At 63.4% G+C, this 24,472-nt stretch carries 21 protein-coding genes; 1 reads left to right on the forward strand and 20 read right to left on the reverse strand.

What is annotated here, in order from left to right; all coding sequences use genetic code 11:
• Positions 1 to 409: 409 nt before the first annotated feature.
• Entirely contained in the window at positions 410 to 1,501 is a 1,092-nt protein-coding gene (gene hemE / locus C7411_RS02455; protein ID WP_110383321.1) for a uroporphyrinogen decarboxylase, read from the reverse strand.
• A 255-nt stretch (positions 1,502 to 1,756) separates the two neighbouring features.
• On the opposite strand from hemE, the gene C7411_RS02460 reads away from it, so the two are divergent.
• The gene (locus C7411_RS02460; protein ID WP_110383275.1) at positions 1,757 to 2,569 is read left to right on the forward strand and encodes a transporter substrate-binding domain-containing protein; all 813 of its coding nucleotides are present in this window, start codon (positions 1,757 to 1,759) and stop codon (positions 2,567 to 2,569) included.
• Between the two features lie 763 nt (positions 2,570 to 3,332).
• Here C7411_RS02460 and C7411_RS02470 read toward each other — a convergent pair.
• The 19 genes from C7411_RS02470 to C7411_RS02560 all read right to left on the reverse strand — a co-directional run bounded on the left by C7411_RS02470 (position 3,333) and on the right by C7411_RS02560 (position 24,245).
• Entirely contained in the window at positions 3,333 to 5,093 is a 1,761-nt protein-coding gene (locus tag C7411_RS02470) for an AMP-binding protein (protein ID WP_110383274.1), read from the reverse strand.
• Between the two features lie 332 nt (positions 5,094 to 5,425).
• Positions 5,426 to 5,851 (reverse strand): F0F1 ATP synthase subunit epsilon, encoded by a 426-nt coding sequence (locus tag C7411_RS02475; protein ID WP_110383273.1) that lies wholly within the window; start codon positions 5,849 to 5,851, stop codon positions 5,426 to 5,428.
• 130 nt (positions 5,852 to 5,981) lie between these two features.
• Complete coding sequence (gene atpD / locus C7411_RS02480; RefSeq protein WP_110383272.1) at positions 5,982 to 7,376, reverse strand: F0F1 ATP synthase subunit beta; 1,395 nt, start codon at positions 7,374 to 7,376, stop codon at positions 5,982 to 5,984.
• 80 nt (positions 7,377 to 7,456) lie between these two features.
• A complete protein-coding gene (gene atpG / locus C7411_RS02485; protein ID WP_028203312.1) occupies positions 7,457 to 8,338 on the reverse strand; it encodes a F0F1 ATP synthase subunit gamma in 882 nt (293 codons plus the stop codon).
• 85 nt (positions 8,339 to 8,423) lie between these two features.
• Entirely contained in the window at positions 8,424 to 9,965 is a 1,542-nt protein-coding gene (gene atpA, locus C7411_RS02490; RefSeq protein WP_042265983.1) for a F0F1 ATP synthase subunit alpha, read from the reverse strand.
• Positions 9,966 to 10,032: 67 nt separating this feature from the next.
• Positions 10,033 to 10,572: a F0F1 ATP synthase subunit delta gene (locus tag C7411_RS02495; protein WP_110383271.1), complete on the reverse strand. Its 540-nt coding sequence runs from the start codon at positions 10,570 to 10,572 to the stop codon at positions 10,033 to 10,035.
• Positions 10,573 to 10,574: 2 nt separating this feature from the next.
• A complete protein-coding gene (locus C7411_RS02500) occupies positions 10,575 to 11,045 on the reverse strand; it encodes a F0F1 ATP synthase subunit B (RefSeq protein WP_028213229.1) in 471 nt (156 codons plus the stop codon).
• Between the two features lie 140 nt (positions 11,046 to 11,185).
• Positions 11,186 to 11,455, reverse strand: coding sequence for a F0F1 ATP synthase subunit C (atpE, locus tag C7411_RS02505; RefSeq protein ID WP_028203308.1), 270 nt, complete (start codon positions 11,453 to 11,455; stop codon positions 11,186 to 11,188).
• Positions 11,456 to 11,521: 66 nt separating this feature from the next.
• Positions 11,522 to 12,373 carry a F0F1 ATP synthase subunit A gene (gene atpB, locus C7411_RS02510; RefSeq protein ID WP_110383270.1) on the reverse strand — a complete coding sequence of 284 codons (852 nt, stop codon included), beginning with the start codon at positions 12,371 to 12,373 and terminating at the stop codon, positions 11,522 to 11,524.
• A 172-nt stretch (positions 12,374 to 12,545) separates the two neighbouring features.
• Positions 12,546 to 13,127: an ATP synthase subunit I gene (locus tag C7411_RS02515; RefSeq protein ID WP_110383269.1), complete on the reverse strand. Its 582-nt coding sequence runs from the start codon at positions 13,125 to 13,127 to the stop codon at positions 12,546 to 12,548.
• Positions 13,128 to 13,431: 304 nt separating this feature from the next.
• Complete coding sequence (locus C7411_RS02520) at positions 13,432 to 14,547, reverse strand: SLC13 family permease (protein ID WP_110383268.1); 1,116 nt, start codon at positions 14,545 to 14,547, stop codon at positions 13,432 to 13,434.
• Positions 14,548 to 14,650: 103 nt separating this feature from the next.
• The gene (locus tag C7411_RS02525) at positions 14,651 to 15,538 is read right to left on the reverse strand and encodes a ParB/RepB/Spo0J family partition protein (protein ID WP_110383267.1); all 888 of its coding nucleotides are present in this window, start codon (positions 15,536 to 15,538) and stop codon (positions 14,651 to 14,653) included.
• A gap of 20 nt (positions 15,539 to 15,558) precedes the next feature.
• Positions 15,559 to 16,329: a ParA family protein gene (locus tag C7411_RS02530; protein ID WP_110383266.1), complete on the reverse strand. Its 771-nt coding sequence runs from the start codon at positions 16,327 to 16,329 to the stop codon at positions 15,559 to 15,561.
• 24 nt (positions 16,330 to 16,353) lie between these two features.
• Positions 16,354 to 17,067 (reverse strand): 16S rRNA (guanine(527)-N(7))-methyltransferase RsmG, encoded by a 714-nt coding sequence (rsmG, locus tag C7411_RS02535; RefSeq protein ID WP_110383265.1) that lies wholly within the window; start codon positions 17,065 to 17,067, stop codon positions 16,354 to 16,356.
• Positions 17,064 to 19,031, reverse strand: coding sequence for a tRNA uridine-5-carboxymethylaminomethyl(34) synthesis enzyme MnmG (mnmG, locus tag C7411_RS02540; RefSeq protein ID WP_110383264.1), 1,968 nt, complete (start codon positions 19,029 to 19,031; stop codon positions 17,064 to 17,066). Before mnmG ends, rsmG begins: the two co-directional genes overlap by 4 nt.
• Before the next feature lie 194 nt (positions 19,032 to 19,225).
• Complete coding sequence (locus tag C7411_RS02545) at positions 19,226 to 19,975, reverse strand: ABC transporter ATP-binding protein (protein ID WP_110383263.1); 750 nt, start codon at positions 19,973 to 19,975, stop codon at positions 19,226 to 19,228.
• Positions 19,972 to 21,759, reverse strand: a complete 1,788-nt coding sequence (locus C7411_RS02550) for a branched-chain amino acid ABC transporter ATP-binding protein/permease (RefSeq protein WP_110383262.1) — start codon at positions 21,757 to 21,759, stop codon at positions 19,972 to 19,974. The genes C7411_RS02545 and C7411_RS02550 overlap by 4 nt, the downstream gene beginning before the upstream one ends.
• Positions 21,760 to 21,763: 4 nt before the next feature.
• Positions 21,764 to 22,819 carry a branched-chain amino acid ABC transporter permease gene (locus C7411_RS02555; RefSeq protein ID WP_110383261.1) on the reverse strand — a complete coding sequence of 352 codons (1,056 nt, stop codon included), beginning with the start codon at positions 22,817 to 22,819 and terminating at the stop codon, positions 21,764 to 21,766.
• Between the two features lie 256 nt (positions 22,820 to 23,075).
• Positions 23,076 to 24,245 carry an ABC transporter substrate-binding protein gene (locus C7411_RS02560; protein WP_110383260.1) on the reverse strand — a complete coding sequence of 390 codons (1,170 nt, stop codon included), beginning with the start codon at positions 24,243 to 24,245 and terminating at the stop codon, positions 23,076 to 23,078.
• Positions 24,246 to 24,472: the final 227 nt, after the last annotated feature.

Consider the following 24,472-nt stretch of genomic DNA (forward strand, 5'->3'; position numbering starts at 1 on the left):
CCCAGGGAAGTTCTGTACGCCGTCGCACAGACACGCAAACCTAAAGTAATACGTGAGATTTCGCGCTAAGTTTTGGATTCCGCAGAACAATCGCGCCCCCGAATCTGCGCCTGTGGATAACTTTGTTGAGAACTTGCCGGGCGCCGCCGCGGGGCTCCCGCGCAAGGTCGTTATGTGGGATACCGCACAGAGCGCCGTGGAGCGCCGAAAGCCTTGTCTGTCAAGGGTCTGATTGATTCTGCCCGGACCTCGGTGGGGCCCTGCGACAACCTTTCCCTCTTGCGCGCCGCAACGAGGCAAGTGTGTATAAGTCAAGTCTTGACAGGACCGCGATGGCGTCTGGATGGCCTCTTGAGCCCGGTCATACCCTGACGCCCGGAGCCCAGCTTGCTGCGACGCATCAAAAACGTCACGCACCGGTGGCGCGAATCGCGCGGCTGTGACGATGCACTTCGTCCACGAGTTCGGCCACGCTTTCGGGCGGCGTGAACTGCGAGATGCCATGGCCGAGATTGAACACATGGCCCGCGTGCGCGCCAAAGCTGTCCAGTACCGCGCGCGCCTGTTCGCGAATCGCGGCAGGCGAGGCGAACAGCACGGTGGGATCGAGGTTGCCCTGGAGCGCCACGCGATCGCCCACGCGCTCGCGCGCACGCCCAAGATTGACGGTCCAGTCGAGGCCCACGGCGTCCACGCCCGAATCGGCGATTTCGTCGAGCCAGAGGCCGCCGCCCTTCGTGAACGTGATCACCGGCACGCGCTCGCCATCGTGCTCGCGCTTGAGCTGCGCCACCACCTGCGCGATGTACGCGAGCGAGAAACGCTGATAGGCGCCGTCCGCGAGCGCGCCGCCCCAGGTGTCGAAGATCATCACGGCCTGCGCGCCGGCTTCGATCTGCGCGTTCAGGTAGGCCGCCACGGCCTGCGCGTTGACTTCGAGAATGCGCTGCATGAGGTCCGGGCGCGCGTACAGCATCGACTTCACCGTGCGGAAGTCGTCCGAGCCGCCGCCCTCGACCATGTAGCAGGCGAGCGTCCACGGGCTGCCCGAAAAGCCGATCAGCGGCACGCGCTGGCGCCCGTCCGCATTGGTGAGCGCGCGGCGAATTTCGCGCACGGCGTCGGTCACGTAGCCGAGCGTCGCGCCGATATCCGGCACGGCGAGTCGCGCCACGTCTTCTTCGGTACGCACGGGGCGCGCGAACTTCGGCCCTTCACCCGCCTGGAACGAAAGGCCGAGGCCCATCGCGTCCGGAATCGTGAGGATGTCGGAGAACAGGATCGCGGCGTCGAGCGGATAGCGCTCGAGGGGTTGCAGCGTGACCTCGGTCGCGTATTCGGGATGCTTCGCGAGGCCGAGGAAGCTGCCCGCGCGGCTGCGCGTCGCGTTGTACTCCGGCAGATAGCGGCCTGCCTGGCGCATCAGCCAGACAGGCGTGTACTCGGTCGGCTGCCGCAGCAGCGCGCGCAGGAAGGTGTCGTTCAGGAGAGTGTGGGCCACGTGCTGGATGCGCGAAGTCGCGCCAGGGTTTCGGAAGCAAGCGGCCATTTTACCGGAGCGGCCGCCCACGCATGCCGCCTATGCCGCCTATGCCGCCTATGCCGCTGATGGGCGGGATCAGAAAGCACAATGCTACTGCAGTATAGGTCTCGCCTACCCAGGTAAGTCCGCGCTTATCTGCCTCGTACGCGAGGACTATCATCAGACGGCTTTCCAGAACGCTACATCTCAATCAAAACCCGATACGGAGACACAATGAAAAAAGCCGCTCTCGGCCTGATGTTCGTTAGCGCCGCTTTGCTGAGCGCGTGCGCCACAGGCCCGTCTGCCGGCGCCGCCGCCAACGGTGCGCAGACCGCCACCGCGCCTTCGCACCTGGACGAGATCATCGCGCGCGGCACGCTGCGCGCCTGCACGACCGGCGACTACAAGCCCTACTCGTTCTACAGGCAGGACGGCACGTTCGAAGGCATCGACATCGACATGACCCAGTCGCTCGCGAAGTCGCTGGGCGTGAAGGCCGAGTTCGTGAAGACATCGTGGTCGAACCTCATGAACGACTTTCTCGCGAAGTGCGACATTGCGGTGGGCGGCGTCTCCACGACGCTCGAGCGCCAGAAGCGCGCGTTCTTTACCGAGGCCTATCAGGTCGACGGCAAGACGCCGATCGTGCGGTGCGAAGACGTCAAGAAGTACCAAACGGTTGCGCAGATCAACCAGCCTTCCGTGCGCGTGATCGTGAATCCGGGCGGCACCAACGAGCGCTTCGCGAAGCAGTTCTTGCCGCAGGCGAATCTCATCACGTATCCGGACAACGTGACGATCTTCAAACAGATCCTCGCGGGCAAGGCCGACGTGATGGTCACCGATGCCTCCGAGACCATGCTGCAGCAGAAGCTCAACCCGGGGCTGTGTTCGGTGCATCCCGACCAGCCCTTTCAGTATGGCGAGAAAGCGTGGATGGTGCCGCGCGCGGACGTGGTGTTCCAGCAGTATGTCGATCAGTGGCTGCACCTTGCGCGCGCGAGCGGCGAATATCAGGCAATCTCCGACAAGTGGCTAAAGTGAGGCGTTGAATCGCGCCGCATTGTTATGGCCCTTCGAATTGCTACGATGAGTTGCAGAAGATGTCGTGACTCGAGGGGCGCGAAGTTTGCATTTCACGCACGAGCGCAATGCCGACGCATTGCGCATGGGCGCAACCGGTCATGGCGCACCGTGCCCGTCATGCGCACGAGGCCCATGCCGTGGGCCTTCCTTCATGCGATACGAATCCTCGCGCGCGAGTTGCCGTTAAGGCTGTCAAACAGCCTCGAAAAAAGCGGTAAAAATGACTTCCGCAAAACGCCCAGGATGGCAAAAAGAGCCGCAGAGCCTTATCTGACGGGCGTTACAACCTGAAACACTTTGTTACCGCGAACCTATCTTAATTCGCCCACAATGCCTTCAACGGTTTCAACACGGATGTGGCGTGGTGCCAGTGTGAGCGGACACAAAACACCAGCCGGTCGGCCCTACGCCGAAGCCCTCTCGAGGGGCATCCTTGTTGGAGCCGTGACCGGCGTCGCAGACGTTTCATGACCCGGCTCCTCCTTTGGTCTCCTCGCGCTAACCCCGTAGCGTGTGGTTTTTAGCGGGCTCCAGGCCCGCTTTTTTTTCGCCTGCACCTTTCGTTATTCAACAGGCATCCTTTCCGCATCAACGCCCCCCCTTGCCAGACAATCCAGGCAATCGCCGGATAATCGTTCGGTTTCCCGACTATTTTTGCGTGCTCCGAAAATCCGCCGCGGTGCCGTGAATCGGCCGCCGCGGCGTCGCATCGAGTCACCTGTCAAGCCGTCTTCTGCTCGCTGATCTTGAGTTCGTCGATCATGCGCGCGCGCATCACGAACTTCTGCACCTTGCCTGTCACGGTCATCGGCAGTTCGTCGACGAAACGGATGTACTTCGGGATCTTGTAGTGCGCAATCTGCCCCTGGCAGAACGCCTGGACCTCCTCTGCCGTTGCCGTTTCGCCCGGCCGCAATACGATCCACGCGCACACTTCTTCGCCGTACTTCGCGTCGGGCACGCCGAACACCTGCGCGGACTGCACCTTCGGGTGGCGGAACAGAAACTCTTCGATCTCACGCGGGTAGATGTTCTCGCCGCCGCGAATGAGCATGTCCTTGAGGCGGCCGACGATGTTGCAGTAGCCTTCGGCGTCGAGCGTCGCGAGATCGCCCGTATGCATCCAGCCATCGACGATCGACTCGGCCGTCTTCTGCTCGTCGCCCCAATAGCCCTGCATCACCGAATAGCCCTTCGTGCATAGCTCGCCCGTTTCGCCCACGGGCACGGTATTGCCGAGCGCGTCGACGATCTTCACTTCGAGATGCGGCTGAATCCGGCCGACCGTGGTCGTGCGTTTGTCGAGCGGGTCGGTGGTCGAACTCTGGAACGACACCGGGCTCGTTTCCGTCATGCCGTAGGCGATCGTGATTTCGGCAAGATGCATCTTCGAGACCACGCGCTTCATCGTCTCGATCGGGCACGGCGAGCCGGCCATGATGCCCGTGCGCAGCTTCGAAAGATCGAAACGCGCGAACTCCGGATGATCGAGTTCCGCGATGAACATCGTGGGCACGCCGTGCAGTGCCGTGCAGCCCTCTTCCGAGACGGCTTCGAGCGTTGCGCGCGGATCAAAGGCTTCGCCCGGGAACACCATGTTCGCGCCCACGGAAACGCACGCGAGCACGGCGAGCACCATGCCAAAGCAGTGATAGAGCGGCACCGGAATGCAGAGCGAGTCTTCTTGCGTAAGGCGCATCGCCTGGGCGATGAAACGCCCGTTGTTGAGCACGTTGCGGTGCGTGAGCGTCGCGCCCTTCGGATTGCCGGTCGTGCCGCTCGTGAACTGGATGTTGATGGCGTCATCGGGCGAGAGCGTCGCGTCGATCGCGTCGAGCCACGCCGTACCGTCGCGCGCAATGCGCTCGCGACCCATCTCCACGAGTTCGCTGAAGCAGAACATGCCGGGCGTGGCCGTGTCGCACATGCGCACGACCGCGCGCAGTTCGGGCAGGCGCGCAGCCTGCAGCTGGCCGGGCGTGGCGCTCGCAAGCTCGGGCGCGAGCGTCTGCAGCATCTCCAGATACTTCGAGGTCTTGAAGCTTTCTGCCGAGACGATCGCCTTGCAGCCGACCTTGTTCAGCGCATATTCGAGTTCGGCCAGGCGATACGCGGGATTGATGTTGACGAGCACCGCGCCGATACGCGCGGTCGCAAACTGGGTGAGGAGCCACTCGACGCGATTGGGCGACCAGATGCCGACGCGATCCCCCTTGACGATACCTAGCTCGGCGAAGCCGGCCGCGAGCACGTCGACTTCGGCGGCGAACTCGCGCCAGTTCCAGCGGATGCCCTGCTCGCGGAACACCACGGCAGGCCGCCCGGGAAAGCGGCCGGCTGTCTCCTGCAGGAACGTGCCGAGGGTCGCGTCGCTGAGCGGCACGTCGGTTGTGCCTCGCACGTAGGAAAGCCCGTCTCTCGGCGCGATGAGCGGCTCATGTACACCGGGCGCGGCGCGCGCGCCTGCTGCGTCGATTGCCATGATGGCTGTCTCCTGGGGAGCGTCACTCCCGCGTTTGAAATGAATTTGAAAACCATTGTGCCACCGGATTTCCCGGGGGCGGCATCAAGTCTTACCCGCAGGGTCTCGGCCGACTGCGAACACATGATTTGGCATTACCTTTCCGTAAACGTCAAGTATGTCTGAGCGTTTTTATCGACCACCGTGACTCACGGCATTTATGCCGCGTTTTTCATCTCGATGCCATCGGGCCGTGCCCGCTCACCGGAGCGCACATGCAAAAAGGGCCCCCCGGTTGGGGAGCCCTTTTTGCTTCGAACGCCGCGCCACGAGGGCGCGCGTACGAGAACCAGTTAATGCTGGTTCATCCTGCGCAGGCGCTGGATCGCCGCGAGTTGCGCGACCGCGTAGGCCAGTTCGGCCTGGGCGGTGGCGTACTCGAGGTTCGAGCCCGCGTTCTGCAGCGTCTCTTCAGCGCGCTTGCGCGCTTCCGTGGCCTTCGCCTCGTCGAGATCCTTGCCGCGAATCGCGGTGTCGGCGAGCACCGTGACGGCGCCCGGCTGAACTTCGAGAATGCCGCCTGCGACGAACACGAACTCTTCGCCGCCGTCTTCCGCCACGATGCGCACTGCACCCGGACGAATACGCGTGATGAGCGGCGTGTGGCCCGGCAGAATACCCAGCTCGCCCGCCTCGCCCGGAAGCGCGACGAACTTCGCCTGGCCGTCGAAGATATTCTCTTCGGCGCTGACGACGTCTACCTTGATGGTTGCTGCCATATGTGTCGACTCCTGTCGATCGGCGTTAGCGCTTCAGCGCTTATTCCGATCCCATGTGCGGCCTGGGGTCAATGGGTTGCTTCGGCGGACAAGTCATGCGTTACCTGCCCGCCCGTTGGCAACTCGACCCTTACTGGATCTTCTTGGCCTTTTCGAAGGCTTCGTCGATCGTGCCGACCATGTAGAACGCCTGCTCCGGCAGATGATCGCACTCGCCGCCAACGATCATCTTGAAGCCGCGGATCGTTTCCTTCAGCGGCACGTACTTGCCCGGCGAGCCCGTGAAGACTTCCGCAACGTGGAACGGCTGCGAGAGGAAACGCTGGATCTTGCGAGCGCGGGCGACGGTCAGCTTGTCTTCCGGCGACAGTTCGTCCATGCCCAGAATCGCGATGATGTCGCGCAGTTCCTTGTAGCGCTGCAGCGTTTGCTGCACGCCGCGCGTGATCGAGTAGTGCTCTTCGCCAATCACGTTCGGGTCGATCTGGCGCGAGGTCGAGTCGAGCGGGTCGACTGCCGGGTAGATGCCCAGCGAGGCGATGTCGCGCGACAGCACGACGGTTGCGTCCAGGTGGCCGAAGGTCGTAGCCGGCGACGGGTCGGTCAAGTCGTCAGCCGGGACGTACACGGCCTGAACCGACGTAATCGAGCCCTTCTTCGTCGACGTGATGCGCTCTTGCAGCTTGCCCATTTCCTCTGCCAGCGTCGGCTGATAGCCCACTGCCGACGGCATGCGGCCGAGCAGTGCCGACACTTCCGTGCCAGCCAGCGTGAAACGGTAGATGTTGTCGACGAAGAACAGCACGTCGAGGCCTTCGTCACGGAAATACTCGGCCATCGTCAGACCGGTCAGCGCGACGCGCAGACGGTTGCCCGGCGGCTCGTTCATCTGGCCGTACACCAGCGCGACCTTGTCGAGAACGTTCGAGTCCTTCATTTCGTGGTAGAAGTCGTTGCCCTCACGGGTACGCTCGCCCACGCCCGCGAACACGGAGAAACCGCCGTGTTCCTTGGCGATGTTGTTGATGAGCTCCATCATGTTGACGGTCTTGCCCACGCCAGCGCCGCCGAACAGACCCACCTTGCCGCCCTTTGCGAACGGGCAGATCAGGTCGATAACCTTGATGCCGGTTTCGAGCAGTTCGGCCGACGGCGAGAGCTCGTCGAATGCCGGAGCCTTCTGGTGGATCGCGCGCGTGTTTTCGCTGACGATCGGACCGGCTTCGTCGATCGGACGGCCCAGCACGTCCATGATGCGGCCGAGCGTCGGCTTGCCGACCGGCACGCTGATGGGGCTGCCCGTGTTCTTCACGATCACGCCGCGGCGCAGACCGTCCGAAGCACCCAGGCAGATGGTGCGGACAACGCCGTCGCCCAGCTGCTGCTGCACTTCGAGGGTCAGGTCCGACCCTTCGAGAATCAGCGCGTCGTAGATCTTCGGCATGTGCTCACGCGGGAATTCCACGTCGATCACCGCGCCGATGCACTGTACGATCTTGCCTTCTACCAAAGCAGTTGTACTCATCGATTTTCCTTTAGATACCTGAATTCTTCACTCGCTCACCGGATCAACACCGGCGCGGTTTCGCACTCGGTTCGCGCCTGTCAGACGGCGGCTGCGCCGCCGACGATTTCCGAAAGTTCCTTCGTAATCGCGGCCTGGCGGCTCTTGTTGTACGAGAGCTGCAGTTCGTTGATGACCGTCTTCGCGTTGTCCGACGCCGCCTTCATCGCCACCATACGGGCCGACTGCTCCGAAGCCATGTTTTCCGCCACGGCCTGATAGACCAGGGCTTCGACATAGCGCACCAGCAGTTCGTCCACGACGGTTTGCGCGTCCGGCTCGTAGATGTAGTCCCACGCCGATTTCGGCGTCGTGCCGTCGTCGTTCGCTTCGAGACGCTCGGCCGACAGCGGCAGCAGTTGCTCGATCACAGGCTCCTGCTTCATCGTGTTGACGAAGCGCGTGTACGCGAGGTACACGGCGGAAAGCTTGCCTTCCGAGTACTGGTCGAGCTGCACCTTGATCGCGCCGATCAGCTTTTCGAGGTGCGGCGTGTCGCCGAGTTGCACAACGTTCGAGACGACCTTCGCGCGCAGACGGTTCAGGAAACCGAGGCCCTTGCTGCCGATCGCAGTGGCTTCGATCGACGTGCCGGATGCCTCCAGATCCTTGAACTTCTGCAGCGTCGCGCGCAGCACGTTGGTGTTCATCCCGCCGCACAGACCCTTGTCGGTCGTGACGAGAATCACGCCTGCGACCTTCGCACCGGTGTTTTCCACCATGAACGGGTGGCGGTACTCGGGGTTCGCACGGCTCATGTGCGCAGCGATGTCGCGGACCTTGTCGGCATACGGGCGGGCGGCGCGCATGCGCTCCTGGGCGCGGCGCATTTTCGACGCCGCGACCATTTCCATCGCCTTGGTGATCTTGCGCGTGTTCTGCACGCTCTTGATCTTGCCGCGAATTTCCTTCATTCCAGCCATTGCTTTGCTCCTTTGTCGACCCGGATGAGCGCTTGCGCGCCGCCCCGGGTCCCAGTCCGTTTATCGTGTCTGATTCCCGGACGGATCAATATGCGCCGGACTTCTTGAAGTCCTTGAGAGCCGCGTGGAGCGCGTTCTCGTCGTCCTTCGACAGGTCCTTCTTGTCCTCGATGCGCGCGACGAGGTCGGCGTGCTTCGACTTCAGGTATTCGCGCAGGCCCTTTTCGAACGGCAGGACGTCCTTGACGTCGATGTCGTCGAGGTAGCCGTTGTTCGCCGAGAACAGCGCAACAGCCAGTTCCCACACTTGCAGCGGCTGGTACTGAGGCTGCTTGAGCAGTTCGGTCACGCGGCGGCCGCGCTCGAGCTGCTTGCGGGTCGCTTCGTCGAGGTCCGATGCGAACTGGGCGAACGCCGCCAGTTCACGGTACTGCGCGAGGTCGGTACGAATACCGCCCGACAGCTTCTTGATGACCTTCGTCTGAGCCGCGCCACCCACACGCGACACCGAAACGCCGGCGTTGATTGCCGGGCGGATGCCTGCGTTGAAGAGGTCGGTTTCCAGGAAGATCTGGCCGTCGGTAATCGAGATCACGTTCGTCGGAACGAACGCGGTCACGTCGCCGGCTTGCGTTTCGATGATCGGCAGTGCGGTGAGCGAACCCGTCTTGCCCTTCACTTCGCCGTTCGTGAACTTCTCGACGTAGTCGGCCGACACGCGAGCCGCACGCTCGAGCAGACGCGAGTGCAGGTAGAACACGTCGCCGGGGTAAGCTTCACGGCCCGGCGGGCGGCGCAGCAGCAGCGAGATCTGACGGTATGCCCAGGCTTGCTTGGTCAAGTCGTCATAGATGATCAGGGCGTCTTGACCGCGATCGCGGAAGTATTCGCCCATGGTGCAGCCGGCGTACGGCGCGAGGTACTGCAGCGCGGCCGATTCCGAAGCCGAAGCGGCAACGACGATCGTGTACTCGATCGCGCCCGTTTCTTCGAGCTTGCGCAGCACGTTCTGGATCGACGAAGCCTTCTGACCGATGGCGACGTAGATACAGATGAGGTCCTTGCCCTTCTGGTTGATGATCGTGTCGACGGCCACCGCGGTCTTGCCGCACTGACGGTCGCCGATGATCAGCTCGCGCTGGCCACGGCCGATCGGCACCATCGAGTCGATCGACTTCAGACCGGTTTGCACCGGCTGCGACACGCCTTCACGCCAGATCACGCCCGGAGCGATCTTTTCGATCGCGTCGGTCATCTTGGCGTTGACTGGGCCCTTGCCGTCGATCGGGTTGCCGAGCGGGTCGACCACGCGGCCGATCAGTTCGGGACCCACCGGCACTTCGAGAATGCGGCCCGTCGTCTTGACGATGTCGCCTTCCGAGATGTGCTCGTACTCACCCAGAATCACCGCGCCGACCGAGTCGCGCTCGAGGTTCAGCGCGAGGCCGAAGGTGTTGCCCGGGAATTCGAGCATTTCGCCCTGCATCACGTCCGACAGGCCGTGGATACGCACGATACCGTCGGTCACGGAGATCACGGTGCCCTGATTGCGAACGTCTGCGCTCGCTTCAAGGCCCTGGATCCGGCTCTTGATCAGCTCGCTGATCTCAGAGGGATTGAGTTGCATTATTCGCTCCTGATGTTCAATTCTGTTGCGTGCCAGCCGCCGCGCCCGATCCTTGGGATCGAGGCGCTCAGGCGGTCAGAGCCGCCTGCATGCTGGCGAGCCGCGCGCGGACCGAGGTATCGAGCACTTCGTCGCCGACCGTGACGCGCACGCCGCCGATGAGCGACTTGTCGATCTCGACGGTCGGCTTCAGCTTGCATTTGAACTTGCGTTCGAGGCTGGCGACGAGGTCGTCCAACTGGGCGCCTTCGAGCGGGAACGCGCTGACGATCACTGCGTCAGCAGCACCTGCCCTGGCGTTCTTGAGCGCTTCGAACTGCGTCTGGATTTCCGGCAGCAGTGCCAGGCGATGATTCTCGATCAGCATCTGCACGAGGTTCTTCACCTCGGCCGATTCCTTGACCGGCGACTTCACCGCCGCGAGCAGCAGCTCGACGACCTGGGCATGGCTCACCTTCGGGCTCGTCGCGACCGACTGCACCTCGGGCAAGGCCGCAACCTGTGCCAGCTCCGAAACGAGCGTGGACCAGGCGGCGGTGTCACCAGCTTCGGCCACGCCAAACAATGCTTCTGCGTACGGGCGGGCGATGGTTGCAAGTTCGGCCATGATCAGAGCTCGGCTTTCAGTTGATTCAGCAGTTCGGCGTGGGCCGACTGATCGACTTCGCGCTTCAGGATCTGCTCGGCGCCTTGCACGGCGAGGGCGGCGACTTCGGCGCGCAGTGCTTCGCGTGCCTTGACGACCTGCTGGTCGGCGTCGGCCTTCGCCTGAGCGATGATGCGTGCCGCTTCCGCGTGTGCCTGGGCCTTGATTTCTTCTGCGACGGCCAGCGCGCGCTTTTCGGCGTCGGCGATACGGCTTTGACCCTCGTTACGGGCCGTAGCGAGCTCTTCGCCGACGCGCTTGTGCGCCGCTTCGAGTTCCGCCTTGCCCTTTTCCGCAGCGGCGAGGCCGTCTGCGATCTTCTTCGAGCGCTCGTCGAGGGCGTTGATCAACGGCGGCCACACGAACTTCATCGTGAACCACGCGAGGATCAGGAACACGACCATTTGCGCAAACAGGGTTGCGTTGAGATTCACGGTGTTTCCTTAATCGTTGCTATTCCGGGGAATTGAAACGGCAAGGCGCTCATCGGTTGTGAAACTCGATCAGCGCCTCGTCTCCCGTTCCGCCATGCGCCCACTACCCGTTATAGGTCAGGCGCAACCTTCCAGGGAACTTAGCCCGCGAGCTTCGAGAGCAGCGGGTTAGCGAACGCGAACAGCATTGCAACACCCACGCCAATCAGGAACGCCGCGTCGATCAGACCAGCCAGCAGGAACATCTTCGTTTGCAGCGGGTTCATCAGCTCAGGCTGACGTGCGCACGCTTCGATGTACTTGCCGCCCATCAGGCCGATACCGATACAGGCGCCGATTGCACCCAGGCCGATGATGATGCCGATACCGATGGCCGTGAAACCCTGGATGTTGGCGATGAAAGCTTGCATGATCACTCCTTATTGAGATTTTCTGGAACTGGGGATTTAAAACTGCAATTCTGGTTCGACGAGCACTTAGTGCTTGTCGTGTGCCTGGCCGATGTACACCAGCGTCAGCATCATGAAAATGAACGCCTGCAGCAGAACGATCAGGATGTGGAAGATCGCCCAGACGCTGCCCGCAATCACGTGGCCGATGAAGCCAAGCACCGTCGTGTCCGCGCCGAAGCTCCACAGACCGCCCAGCAGCGCGATCAGCAGGAACAGCAGTTCGCCTGCATACATGTTGCCGAACAACCGCAGGGCGAGCGAAACCGTCTTGGCGACGAACTCGATGATGTTCAGTGCAAGGTTCGGGATCCACAGCAGCGGATGCGCGCCGAACGGGGCCGAGAGCAGCTCGTGTGCGAAGCCGCCGGGACCCTTGATCTTGAGGTTGTAGTAAATCATCAGCACGAACACGCCGAGCGCGATGCCGAACGTGCCGTTGAGGTCGGCAGTCGGAACGATGCGCTGGTGCGGCAGCACTTCGGACAGGCCGAGCCAGCCGATCACGCGCGTGGGCAGGTCGACGGGAACGAAGTCGAGCGAGTTCATGAGCGCGACCCAGATGAACACGGTCAGCGCGAGCGGCGCGATGAATGCGCGGTTGCCATGGACGATGGACTTGGACTGGTCCTCGACCATCTCGACCAGCATTTCGATGGCGCACTGGAAGCGGCCCGGTACGCCCGGGGTCGCCTTGCGCGCAGCGAGGCGCAGGATGAGGATAGTCACGACGCCGCACAGGATCGACCAGAACAACGTGTCGATGTTCCAGACGCTGAAGTCGACGATCGACGTCTGGTGCGAGGTCGCAAAGTTCTGCAAGTGGTGAGCAATGTACTCGGACGGACCCGGACCGCTCGTTCCTTCGCTGGCTGCCATATCGTTAGAAACACCCAAATTGTCGAAAATCGTTTTTCGGCCGCTCCCGCCGCAATACTGTATTGCGGGAACGCACCGCCGTGGATCGTGTCTTATTCTTTTCGCATTGGCCAGCCAACTTCCACCATCATCGCTTCGACGCCCTGACTTCAGGCGGCGCGATGTGGGTGGGTCAGCGCCACGCGAGCGCGATCCAGTATGTCTTTAGTGCGATCAGGTACGTGACGAGCAAGGGAATCCACTGCACGTCGCGATACCAGAACGCGATGGCGACGAACATCGCAATCGTCGCCCCCATCTTGAAGGCTTCACCGAGCATCCAGTTAAACACGGTGCCGGCCCTGCTCAACTGCTTCAGGCGCGCCGCGAACAGCGCACCGGGAAACCAGCAGATCGCTCCGCCCAGGAACGCAGACAGCGCGGCATTGGCCGGCTGCTTATAAAACAGCCACCACACCAACGTTGCAACCAGGGACAAAACCACTTGCGCCGCGACGACACGAAACGGCGTGACGCGCGATGGGCGACTCACCTGCGCGCCGAAAATCTGCTCGGCTTCGGCCCGGGTGAGCGGAACGATGTCGTTGTTATCTTGCTGGCTGGCGTCCAGCTCGTCCCAGCGCGCGTTGTGATCGGTGCGTCCGGAATTTTTTGCCGCTGCATCCTGCCCCCGGCTGGATGCTCCGACTTCGCCCGGCGGTACATCGGGCCCTTCATGCGCCTGCGGCGCTTCGTCTGGCCTCTGACCCACCATCGCTTGATTCCGGAAATTCGCCTTGCACGCGCTTTATTACAGCGTACTTACAGCATCGCCAACCAAATAAATCCGGGCGATTGTAAGCGATAGTTGCAGGCAATTCAAGACTTTAGGCCCTTCAATAACACCTGTGAAACGCGACTTCATGATGCGGAAAACGCGGCGCCGCGAAGGTGTGACCGGTAACTGTAAGGGACGCCGCAGGCAAGAAGCAATCCTCAGGATGACCAGGTAATTTCGAGGCCGTCTGGCGTGCAGTTGACCATGCGGGCCATGCGCCAGCATGTGGGATGGACTGGCGTCAGAACAGATGCAGCAGCAGCGCGCCGCCCAAAAAGGCCGCGACCCAGAACGGCACGGCGATGAGGTGAAACGGCAACCACACGCCGCGCTGGCCGGAAAGACGCACGGCGATGAGATTCGCCAGCGAGCCGATGGCGACGCCGAAGCCCCCCACGCTCACGCCGAACGCGAGTGCGCGCCAGTCGTGCGTGAAGCCCGCGAGCACAATGGCGGCCGGGACATTGCTGATGACCTGCGACAGCACCGCGCCTGCGGCAAAAGCGCGCATCGGCGTTTGCAGCGACAGCGATGTCAGCGCGTGATGAATGGCGGGCAGCGCGGCGACGCTGCGCAGGACGATGAACATCAGCACGAAGATCAGCAGCAGCAGCCAGTCGATCTTGAGCACGATGCGAATGCGCCAGATCACAAAACCCGCCGCGACCGCGGCCAGCGCGACGCCTGCGTGGTGCGCATCGGCGAGCAGCACGAACGCGACGAAAAGCAGTGCCGCCACGCTCGCCAACGCGCGATCGACGCGCTGCGGTGCAGCGTCTTTCGAGAGATCGAGCGGTGTGGCCTTGAAAAGAAGCGCGGCAAGCAGGATCAGCATCGCCATCAGAAACGCGCAAAGCGGTGCGAGCCCGACGACGAAGCGTCCGAACGACACCCCGCTCACTTGCCAGAGAAACAGATTCTGCGGATTGCCGAGCGGCGTGAGCACCGAGCCCGCGTTCACGGCAAGCGCGATGACAATCACGAGGCGTTTGAGCGGCAGCGGGGTGAGCTTGTGGAGCGAAAGCACGAGCGGCACCACCACGAAAAGCGCCACGTCGTTGGTCACGATCATCGATAGCGCAGCGGCCAGCGCGACCAGCAGCAACGCGAGCCCACGTTCCGAATGAATGTGGTGGACGAGTTTGTGCGCGAGCCAGGTCAGCAATCCTGAATATTCGATGCCCTTCGTCAGGATGAGCAGGCCCGCGAGAGTCATCACCGTTTGCCAGTCGACGAGTGCGGGCAGCGAGGCGATGGGGCGAGGCGCGTAAATCTGCAACGCCACGAACGCCACGACAAGAATCGCGAGCACCGGCTCCGACACGGCAAATGCGCCGATACGGCGCAACAGGTTCATGGGCTCACGCGCGCCCTGCTCCACTTTACGCACCTGCTTTATGCTCCCGCGCGCGCGTGTGCCGCGGCGACGCGCATCGCGTCCATAATCTTCACCACCCCCATCACGCCGCCGTTTCGCCGCGCAAACGCAGCAGAATACCGTCGAGCGCGTCGAGGTCGCCGAAGTCGACCGTGAGCTGCCCTCGCCCGCGTCGTCCGAGCTTGATCCTCACCGATGCCGCAAGCAGATCCGACAGCTCCTCTTCAAGGCGGCGCGTGTCGCGGCCGCCGTCGTGCGCGGCCTTCGCCTTCACGGCCGGTGCGGCCTTCGTCGTCGCCGAAACGAGCTTCTCCGTTTCACGCACCGACATGCGCTTGTTGACCACCTGGTTCGCCAGCGTGATTTGCGTGGCGGCGTCCACGGCGAGCAGCGCACGGGCGTGGCCCATGTCGAGATCGCCGGCCAGCAGCATGGTCTGCACGGGCGCCGCGAGATTGAGCAGACGCAGCAGGTTCGACACCGCGCTGCGCGAGCGCCCCACCGACTCCGCCGCCTGTTCGTGCGTGAAGCTGAACTCGTCGAGCAGGCGCTGGATGCCCTGCGCCTCTTCCAGCGGATTCAGGTCCTCGCGCTGGATGTTTTCGATCAGCGCCATCGCAGCGGCGGCCAGGTCGGGCACGTCCTTCACGAGCACCGGCACCTCGGTCAGGCCGGCGATGTGCGCGGCACGGAAGCGCCGCTCACCTGCGATGATCTCGTAGCGCCCCGTCGCGACCGGGCGCACGAGAATCGGCTGCATCAGACCCTGCGCGCGAATGCTCGCGGCCAGTTCCTGGAGCGCGCCCTCGTCCATGCGCGTGCGCGGCTGGTATTTGCCGGCCTGCATCTGCGTGAGCGGCAGCGTGTTGGGCGCGCCGTCGATCTTCACCGCCTCGGTGATGTCCGCGCTGCCGCCGAGCAATGCTTCCAGCCCCCGGCCCAGCCCCTTCTTCCGTGCTACTGCATTCATCGTGCTTCCCCAGTCTCTCGTCAGAGTGCGCGCACGCGCTCGATCATTTCCGCGCCGAACTGCACGTAGGCCTGCGCGCCGCGCGAGGCGCGATCGAACACCACGCCCGGCAAGCCGTAGCTTGGCGCTTCGGCCAGGCGCACATTGCGCGGAATCACGGCGTCGAACACCTTGTCGCCGAAGTGCTCTTTCAATTGCTCGGAAACCTGCTGCTGCAGCGTAATGCGCGGATCGAACATCACACGCAGAAGGCCGATCACCTTCAGGTCGCGATTCATGTTCGCGTGGACCTGCTTGATCGTGTTGATGAGATCCGAGAGGCCTTCCAGCGCGAAATATTCGCACTGCATCGGGATCACCACGCCATGGGCCGCGCACAGGCCGTTGAGCGTGAGCAGCGAAAGCGCCGGCGGGCAGTCGATCAGGACGAAGTCATAGTCGGCGTCGACTTCGGCGAGCGCGGCCTTCAGGCGCCGCTCGCGCTGCTCGACCGTCACCAGTTCGACCTCGGCGCCGGCCAGCTCGCGGTTGGCCGGCAGCACGTCGTAGCCGACCTGCTCCGGCCGCGTGCGCGCGGCGTCCACCGTGACGCCGTCGACGAGCACCTCATACACCGTGTTCTCGCATGCGGCCTTGTCGATGCCGCTGCCCATCGTGGCGTTGCCCTGCGGGTCGAGGTCGATGAGAAGGACACGTTGTCCCTGCGATGCGAGGCTCGCGGCGAGATTGACCGTTGTCGTCGTCTTGCCGACGCCGCCCTTCTGGTTCGCAACGCAGAAGATTTTTGCCATCTTTCGTGTGTCCCTTTTACTGCCTTAAGAAGTTTGCTTACGTTCTGACGCGACCGGCTCAACCGACACTTCGATCAGGTGGCGCTCCGCGTCGAGCATCGGCACGCTCAGGCGGATCGTATTCAGCGCCCGGGTGCCGGCCGGCAAGCGTTCGATCTCGCCTTCGGGGTGCACACCCTTCATGGCCCAGATCGCGCCGCCCTCGGCAACGAGATGACGGGCCAGTGTAACGAAATCGGCGAGATCCGCGAATGCCCGAGACACGATCAGATCGAATTTTTTCGTTACTTCGACGCCGGGACGCAGCGACTCGACCCGGCCGGTCACTACCGAGAGGTTCGCGAGTCCGAGTTCGGCCTTCGCCTGCGACTGGAACGCCGACTTCTTCTGCACGATATCGTTGAGCGTGACCCGCCACTCCGGACGCACGATCGCCAGCACGATGCCGGGCAGTCCGCCACCGGAGCCGACGTCGAGCACCGTCGCGTCGGCGCGCACCGGCAGGTGCGGCACGATCGAAAGCGAGTCGAGAATATGCTGGATCAACATCTGACGCGGATCGCGGATCGCCGTGAGGTTGTAGACGGCGTTCCACTTCGCGAGCAGCGCAACGTAGTCGAGCAACTGCTCGTACTGGCGCTCGGAGAGTTCGACACCAAGCGCCACTGCCCCCTCTTTCAGCAGACGAGCCAGCGCGTCACGATCCGCGATGCCGGGTTGCCTCGAGCGCCCCGTCATTGCGCCACCGGCGTCGAGTCGGTGCCGTTGTCGTCCGTAACACCCGGATTCTGGCGACGGCGGCCCAGGCCGCGCTTGAGGTGGACCATCAGCAGCGAGATCGCTGCAGGCGTAATGCCCGAAATGCGTGACGCCTGGCCGATCGTCTCAGGGCGGAACTGGTTCAGCTTCTGGCGCGCTTCAAACGACAGGCCACGCACTTCCGCATAATCGATGCCTTCGGGCAGACGGGTATTTTCTTGCGCGCCATTGCGTTCGATCTCGTCGGCCTGGCGATCGATATAACCCTGATATTTGATGCCGATTTCGATCTGCTCCTTGATCTGGGCGAGCAGAACTTCGTCGTCGGCAAGCGGAGCTTCCGGCGCGCAGGCGCCTTCACGCAGACCACAGACGCCGTCGTAGCTCACGCCCGGGCGACGCAGCAAATCTGCGAGGTTGTACTCGCGATCGATCGACTTGCCGAGGAGCGCAGTCGCTTCTTCGGCCGACAGCGTCTTCGGGTTCACCCACGTCGACTTCAGACGCTCTGTTTCACGTGAAACAGCATCGCGCTTGCGGCAGAACGCGTCCCAACGTGCATCGTCAATCACCCCGAGCTCGCGACCGATCTCTGTCAGGCGCATATCCGCGTTGTCTTCTCGCAAGCTCAAGCGGTATTCGGCTCGGCTCGTGAACATGCGATACGGCTCGGAAACGCCCCGCGTCACCAGATCGTCGACCAACACGCCGAGGTACGCCTGATCGCGGCGCGGACACCATGCGTCTTTGCCCTGTACCTGCAGCCCTGCGTTCATGCCGGCGAGCAAGCCCTGCGCTGCCGCTTCTTCATAGCCCGTCGTGCCGTTAATCTGGCCCGCAAAGAACAGGCCGTTGATCACCTTGGTTTCGAGCGAAGCCTTGAGCCCGCGCGGGTCGAAGTAGTCGTATTCGATTGCGTAGCCCGGACGCAGGATGTGCGCGTGCTCGAGGCCGCGCATCGAATGCACGAGTTCGAGTTGCACATCGAATGGCAGGCTCGTGGAGATGCCATTCGGGTAGAACTCGTTCGTCGTCAGCCCTTCCGGCTCGAGGAAGATCTGATGCGATTCCTTCGAAGCGAAGCGGTGAATCTTGTCCTCGATGGACGGGCAATAGCGCGGCCCCACCCCTTCGATCACGCCCGTGTACATCGGCGAGCGGTCGAGACCGCCGCGGATAATATCGTGCGTGCGCTCGTTCGTATGCGTGACCCAGCACGGGATCTGGCGCGGATGCTGCTCCGCGCGGCCCAGGAACGAGAACACCGGCACCGGATCGAGGTCGCCCGGCTGCTCTTCGAGCACCGAAAAGTCGATCGTGCGGCCGTCGATACGCGGCGGCGTGCCTGTCTTGAGACGGCCCTGCGGCAGCTTCAGCTCCTTCAGGCGCGACGAGAGCGTCACAGCGGCGGGATCGCCGGCGCGACCACCGGTGTAGTTGTTCAAGCCCACATGGATCTTGCCGTCGAGGAAGGTCCCCGCCGTCAGCACGACCGCACGGCTGCGGAAGCGGACTCCCACCTGCGTGACGGCGCCGACTACGCGGTCGCCTTCGACCATCAGGTCTTCCACGGCCTGCTGGAACAGCCACAAATTCGGCTGATTCTCGAGGCGTCGGCGGATCGCCGCCTTATAAAGAATGCGGTCGGCCTGCGCGCGCGTCGCCCGGACTGCCGGGCCCTTGGACGAATTGAGAATGCGGAACTGGATCCCGCCCTCGTCCGTCGCAGCGGCCATGGCGCCGCCGAGCGCGTCGACTTCCTTGACCAGATGGCCCTTGCCGATGCCGCCGATCGACGGATTGCAGCTCATCTGGCCGAGCGTTTCAATGTTGTGCGTCAGCAGGAGCGTCTTGACGCCCATGCGGGCGGCGGCAAGCGCAGCCTCGGTTCCGGCGTGACCGCCGCCGACGACGATGACGTCAAACTCTGTGGGATAAAGCATGGCGGGACCTCACGCAGGGACGGAAACAACCGCGTGAGCCTTCTCAGAAAAAAGTGGTATGCGCGAATTATAACGGTTTCGAGTTTTCGGCCGTTCACGCCCGAATTTCGTTCCCTGGATTCGCCCAATACGAGGCAAAAAAAAGGCGTGTTTCACGTGAAACACGCCGCTCATTTCTACAGTGATAGACGAAGTCAGACCGGTTTCTTCGCTAGTCCGAGATACGTTTCAATCACGCGCGGATTCTGCGCCAACTCTCCCGCCGCCCCTTCTAGCGCCAGGTCTCCGGTTTCCAGCACATAGCCGTAGTCGGAAATCTGCAGTGCGGCGCGAGCGTTCTGCTCGATGAGCAGCGTCGCGACGCCGGTCTGCTTGAGCGCACCAATGATGTGGAAGATTTCCTTCACGATCAGCGGCGCGAGACCGAGACTCGGCTCATCCAGCATCAACAGATCGGGCTTGCCCATTAACGCGCGGCCGACCGCGAGCATCTGGCGCTCGCCGCCCGAGAGCGTACCAGCCGCCTGCGCCCGGCGCTCCTTCAGGCGCGGAAACAGCGTGAAAACCGGCTCGAGCTGATCGAGGAAATTACGCTCACCCGCGCGCTTGCGGCGGTACGCGCCGAGCACGAGGTTGTCCTCCACCGTCATCGAGGCGAACAGCTCGCGCTTTTCCGGCACGAGACACATGCCGCGCGCCACCCGCCGCTCGATCGGCAACGCGCCGATCTCTTCGCCCATATAGGCAATGCGGCCGCTCGCATGCCCCGTCACGGGCAGCGCGCCCATGATGGCGTTGAGCAGCGTGGACTTGCCCGCGCCGTTCGGACCGATCACGGAGACGATCTGCCCCGCGCCCACCTTGATCGCCGCTTTGTGCAGCGCCTCGATCTTGCCGTAGCGAACCGCGAGTCCGGAAACTTCCAGTACGGGAGCCGTCATCATTCCACCCCGCCCAGATACGCTTCCAGCACGGCCGGATCCCTCTGTACCTCTTCCGGGAGCCCTTCTGCGATGCGCGTGCCGAACTCCATCACCACGAGGCGGTCGGTGAGATTCATCACGAAATCCATGTCGTGTTCGACCAGCAGCACGCTCATCCCCTCTTCTCTCAGTTTGCGCAGCAGGGCCGCCAGCTGTTGTTTTTCCTGGTAACGCAGGCCAGCCGCAGGCTCATCGAGCAGCAACAAGGTCGGATCGCAGCACAGCGCGCGTGCGATCTCCAGAATCCGTTGCTGACCGAGCGCGAGGCTGCCCGCTTCGTCATACATATGCTGTTCGAGGCCCACGCGGCGGATCTGCTTCGCCGCCTCGCTCATGAGCCTGCCCTCTTCCGCCGCATTGAGCTTGGCCACGCTGCGCAGCACGCCCGCGTGGCCACGCAGGTGCGCGCCGATGGCGACGTTCTCGAGCACCGTCATCGTCGGCAGCAACTTGACGTGCTGGAACGTGCGGCCAATGCCGCGCGCGACGATTTCACGTGAAGTCAGACGGTCGATGCGCTCGCCGCGGAACGCGATCTCGCCGCTCGTCGGCTGAAGCACGCCGGTCACGAGATTGAAGGTCGTCGACTTGCCCGCACCGTTGGGACCGATCAGGCCAATGATCTGCCCCGCCTTCACTTCGAAGCTCACATCGTTCACGGCCACGAGGCCGCCGAACTGCTTGCGCGCCTTGTTCACCGTCAGCAGCATTTCGCCGGCGGCCGGCTTGCTGCGCTGCGGCAAAGCCTCGGCATGCTCGGGCACATGCGCTTGCGGACCGCGCGGGAAGAAGCGCGCCACGAACGGCCAGACGCCGCGGCGCGCGTATTGCAGCAGCAGCACCATCAGAATGCCGAACACGATGATCTCGAAGTTGCCGTTCTCGCCGAGCAGCTTCGGCAGCAGCGTTTGCAGCCAGTCCTGCAGCACGGTGAGAATCGCCGCGCCCAGCACCGCGCCCCAGACGTGCGCCACGCCGCCCACCACGGCCATGAACAGATACTCGATGCCGTGATTCAGACCGAACGGCGTCGGGTTCACCGCGCGCTGCAAATGCGCGTACAGGAAGCCCGAAACGGCGGCGAGCACGGCCGCATAGACGAAGATCACCACACGCATCCAGCCGGTGTTCACGCCCATTGCCTCGGCCATCAGGCCGCCGCCGCGCAGCGCGCGAATCGCCCGGCCCATGCGGCTATTCAGCAGATTCTGAACAGACACCACGGACGCAAGCACCACGACCCAGATCAGGTAGTAGATGTGACGGCCCGATTCGAGGTCGATGCCCAGCACGTTCAGCACGGGAATGCCGTTGATGCCGTCGTACTTGCCGAGCATGTCGAGGTTGCCGAACAGGAAGAACAGCGCGAGGCCCCAGGCGATCGTACCGAGCGGCAGGAAATGGCCCGACAGACGCATCGTGACGAGCCCCAGCACGAGCGCCACGAGCCCCGTGATCAGCACGCCGACAATCAGCGCGAGCCACGGCGAAACGCCGTACTGCGTCGTCAGATAGGCGCTCGCGTAAGCACCGAGCCCGACGAACGCGGCCTGCCCGAAGCTCGTCATCCCGCCGATGCCGGTGAGCAGCACGAGCCCGATCGCGACGATCGAATACAGGCCGATGTAGTTGAGCAGCGTGATCCAGTACTCGGGCACGTGCAGCGGATGCGGCAGCACCGGCAAGGCGAACATCACCACGAGGAACAGCCAGAAGAAGCGGTTGTGCATGACGAATCGTTTCATCGCGTCACTCCTCTTCCTCTTCGGCGTGCGGCGTCGAGAGCGAGCGCCACAGCAGCACGGGGATGATCAGGGTGAACACGATCACTTCCTTGTAAGCGCTCGCCCAGAACGACGAGTACGACTCCAGCAGGCCCACGAACACGGAACCTGCCGCAGCCAGCGGATAGCTCACCAGGCCGCCGATAATGGCGCCTACGAAGCCCTTGAGGCCGATCAGGAAGCCCGAGTCGTAGTAGATGGTGGTGAGCGGCGAGACGAGAATGCCGCACAGCGCGCCGAGGCCCGCGGCGAGCGTGAACGCGAGCCGCCCGGCCTGGGTGGTGCCGATGCCGACGAGCCGCGCGCCGAGCCGGTTCACCGAGGTCGCGCGCAGCGCCTTGCCCGAAATCGTGCGATCGAAATAGAGATACAGCGCGACGATCAGCACGGCGGCCGTGCCGGTCACCCACAGGCTTTGGCCCGAGATCGACAGGCTGCCGATGTTGAACGTGGCGTCGGAGAACGCGTTCGTGCGCGAGCCTTCCGCGCCGAACATCACGAGCCCGAGGCCCACCATCGCGAAGTGCACGGCCACTGCGACGATCAGCAGCAGCAGCGTGGTCGCCTCGGCGATGGGCTCATAGGCGAGGCGATAGATGAACGGCCCCATCGGCACCACGATCGCGAGCGTGAGCGCAATCTGGACGAGCATCGGCAGTGGCTGGCTCGCTACCCCGCGCGTCAGCGCGTAGAGCGCGATGGGGAAGAGCAGGTACTTGCCTGCAAGCGTCACGAGCGTGCGCGCCGCGTGGCGCCGCCTTTCGGCGTGACGCACGAGAGCGGCGGCCTCGACCACGAAGCACGCCGCGCCGAGCGCGACGAGCAGCCAGCAGGTGGCCGGAAACTTCTGCGATTGCAGTGCGGCGAGCGTGAGCGCGCCATACGAAACGAACTCGCCCTGCGGAATGAAGATCACCCGCGTGACGGAGAACACCAGCACCAGGGCGAGCGCAAGCAGCGCATAGATCGCACCGGTGGTGATGCCGTCCTGTGCGAGGATCGCGGCGATCGATAAATCCATACTCCCCTCTTCCTGAAACCTTCTGGAACCCGGAAAAACAGCGACGTCGGAAAAACGGCAATGCTGGCGTGAACCGTCGGAGGCGCGGTTCGGGCTGCACGTGTGAAAAGCCGGCGCGCGGCGACGGGGCCGCACGCCGGACCTGCTTGTTCTTGCTTGCTTTGGCTTGTGCCCGATTGTCAGTGGCCAGAATGACGCCGTGACACGCGTGCATGTTTCACGGGAAAACGCACCGCGCTTTCCCGTGTGCCGCACGTTATTCGCTCTGCAGCTTCCACTTGTTGTTGACGATCTCGACGATCACGCGCGCGCGCTGGTCGAGGCCCGCATGATCCGTCGCGCTCATGTTGAAGATGCCGTGCGCGCCCGCCACGTCCTGCGAGTTTTCGAGCGCGGCGCGCAGCGCCACGCGGAACGCCTCGGTGCCGGGCTGGCCCGCCTTCAGCGCGACCGGAATCGCGCGCTGAAGCAACTGGCCGGCATCCCACGCATGACCGCCGAAGGTCGCCACCGTGCCCACGCCATAGGCCTTCTCATAGGCCGCCTTGTAGGCCAGCGCCGACTTCTTCACGGGGTTCGAATCGGGCAGCTGGTCGGCCACGAGAATCGGGCCTGCGGGCAGCAGCTCCCCTTCGCAATCCTTGCCGCAGACGCGCAGGAAGTCGTTGTTCGCCACGCCGTGCGTCTGATAGATCTTGCCCTTGTAGCCGCGATCCTTGAGCGTCGTCGCAGGCAGCGCCGCAGGTGTGCCCGAGCCTGCGATCAGGATCGCCTCGGGGTTCGCCGACATCAGCTTGAGCGCCTGGCCCGTCACCGACGAATCGGTGCGGTTATAGCGCTCGTTCGCCACGATCTTGAGGTTGTGCTTCGCGGCTGCGCCGGTGAATTCCTTGAGCCAGCTGTCGCCGTAGGCGTCGGTGAAGCCGATGAAGCCCACCGTCTTCACGCCCTGCTTCTCCATGTAGCTCGCGAGCGCGTCGGCCATCAGGCTGTCGTTCTGCGGCGTCTTGAAGGCCCACTGACGCTTCGCGTCGATGGGCTCGACGATCGCGGCGGAGGCGGCGAGCGAGATCATCGGCGTCTTGCCCTGCGCGGCGACGTCGAGCATGGCGAGCGAGTTCGGCGTGACCGACGAGCCGATGATCGCGTCCACGTGATCTTCGTCGATCAGCTTGTGCGTGTTCTGCACGGCCTTGCTCGTGTCCGAGGCGTCGTCGAGCACGATGTATTGCACGCTCTTGCCCGCGATCTCCTTGGGCAGCAGCGCGATGGTGTTCTTCTCGGGAATGCCGAGCGACGCGGCCGGCCCCGTTGCCGAAAGCGTCACGCCAATCTTCACCTGCGCGGCGGCGATGCCCGCCGTGCCCATCAGTGCCGCTGCGAGTCCGGCACTCATCGAGCTCAATACCCACTTCTTCGTTTTCATTGCGCGTCTCCAAACGCCTGGCCTGCGTGTTGTCGATTGATCCTGCGCCGATTACTAGGATGTTCGTAAATCGACGCCGGCCTTTGAGTGTAGTAATCGGGATCGCGCGTGTAATGCATGGTTTTCCCTGCCTGCGGCGCCGCACAAGCCGCCGCGCGCCAGGCTGCGCTCCCCGCCTTATCGACTGCCTGACTCCCTGCTCACCTGCTGCTGCAAAGCCGTTGTAA

The sequence above is a fragment of the Paraburkholderia silvatlantica genome (assembly GCF_003096715.1).
GTDB lineage: Bacteria > Pseudomonadota > Gammaproteobacteria > Burkholderiales > Burkholderiaceae > Paraburkholderia > Paraburkholderia silvatlantica.

Excerpts from the sequence above, each read along its gene's own strand:
- C7411_RS02520 (WP_110383268.1), bottom strand. The coding sequence starts at position 14,547 with ATGAACCTGTTGCGCCGTATCGGCGCATTTGCCGTGTCGGAGCCGGTG.
- atpE (WP_028203308.1), bottom strand. The coding sequence starts at position 11,455 with ATGCAAGCTTTCATCGCCAACATCCAGGGTTTCACGGCCATCGGTATC.
- C7411_RS02475 (WP_110383273.1), bottom strand. The coding sequence starts at position 5,851 with ATGGCAGCAACCATCAAGGTAGACGTCGTCAGCGCCGAAGAGAATATC.
- atpG (WP_028203312.1), bottom strand. The coding sequence starts at position 8,338 with ATGGCTGGAATGAAGGAAATTCGCGGCAAGATCAAGAGCGTGCAGAAC.
- C7411_RS02555 (WP_110383261.1), bottom strand. The coding sequence starts at position 22,819 with ATGGATTTATCGATCGCCGCGATCCTCGCACAGGACGGCATCACCACC.
- atpD (WP_110383272.1), bottom strand. The coding sequence starts at position 7,376 with ATGAGTACAACTGCTTTGGTAGAAGGCAAGATCGTACAGTGCATCGGC.
- atpA (WP_042265983.1), bottom strand. The coding sequence starts at position 9,965 with ATGCAACTCAATCCCTCTGAGATCAGCGAGCTGATCAAGAGCCGGATC.
- C7411_RS02515 (WP_110383269.1), bottom strand. The coding sequence starts at position 13,127 with ATGGTGGGTCAGAGGCCAGACGAAGCGCCGCAGGCGCATGAAGGGCCC.
- rsmG (WP_110383265.1), bottom strand. The coding sequence starts at position 17,067 with ATGACGGGGCGCTCGAGGCAACCCGGCATCGCGGATCGTGACGCGCTG.
- C7411_RS02560 (WP_110383260.1), bottom strand. The coding sequence starts at position 24,245 with ATGAAAACGAAGAAGTGGGTATTGAGCTCGATGAGTGCCGGACTCGCA.
- mnmG (WP_110383264.1), bottom strand. The coding sequence starts at position 19,031 with ATGCTTTATCCCACAGAGTTTGACGTCATCGTCGTCGGCGGCGGTCAC.
- C7411_RS02525 (WP_110383267.1), bottom strand. The coding sequence starts at position 15,538 with ATGAATGCAGTAGCACGGAAGAAGGGGCTGGGCCGGGGGCTGGAAGCA.
- C7411_RS02545 (WP_110383263.1), bottom strand. The coding sequence starts at position 19,975 with ATGATGACGGCTCCCGTACTGGAAGTTTCCGGACTCGCGGTTCGCTAC.
- C7411_RS02530 (WP_110383266.1), bottom strand. The coding sequence starts at position 16,329 with ATGGCAAAAATCTTCTGCGTTGCGAACCAGAAGGGCGGCGTCGGCAAG.
- C7411_RS02470 (WP_110383274.1), bottom strand. The coding sequence starts at position 5,093 with ATGGCAATCGACGCAGCAGGCGCGCGCGCCGCGCCCGGTGTACATGAG.
- C7411_RS02460 (WP_110383275.1), top strand. The coding sequence starts at position 1,757 with ATGAAAAAAGCCGCTCTCGGCCTGATGTTCGTTAGCGCCGCTTTGCTG.
- C7411_RS02495 (WP_110383271.1), bottom strand. The coding sequence starts at position 10,572 with ATGGCCGAACTTGCAACCATCGCCCGCCCGTACGCAGAAGCATTGTTT.
- C7411_RS02550 (WP_110383262.1), bottom strand. The coding sequence starts at position 21,759 with ATGAAACGATTCGTCATGCACAACCGCTTCTTCTGGCTGTTCCTCGTG.
- atpB (WP_110383270.1), bottom strand. The coding sequence starts at position 12,373 with ATGGCAGCCAGCGAAGGAACGAGCGGTCCGGGTCCGTCCGAGTACATT.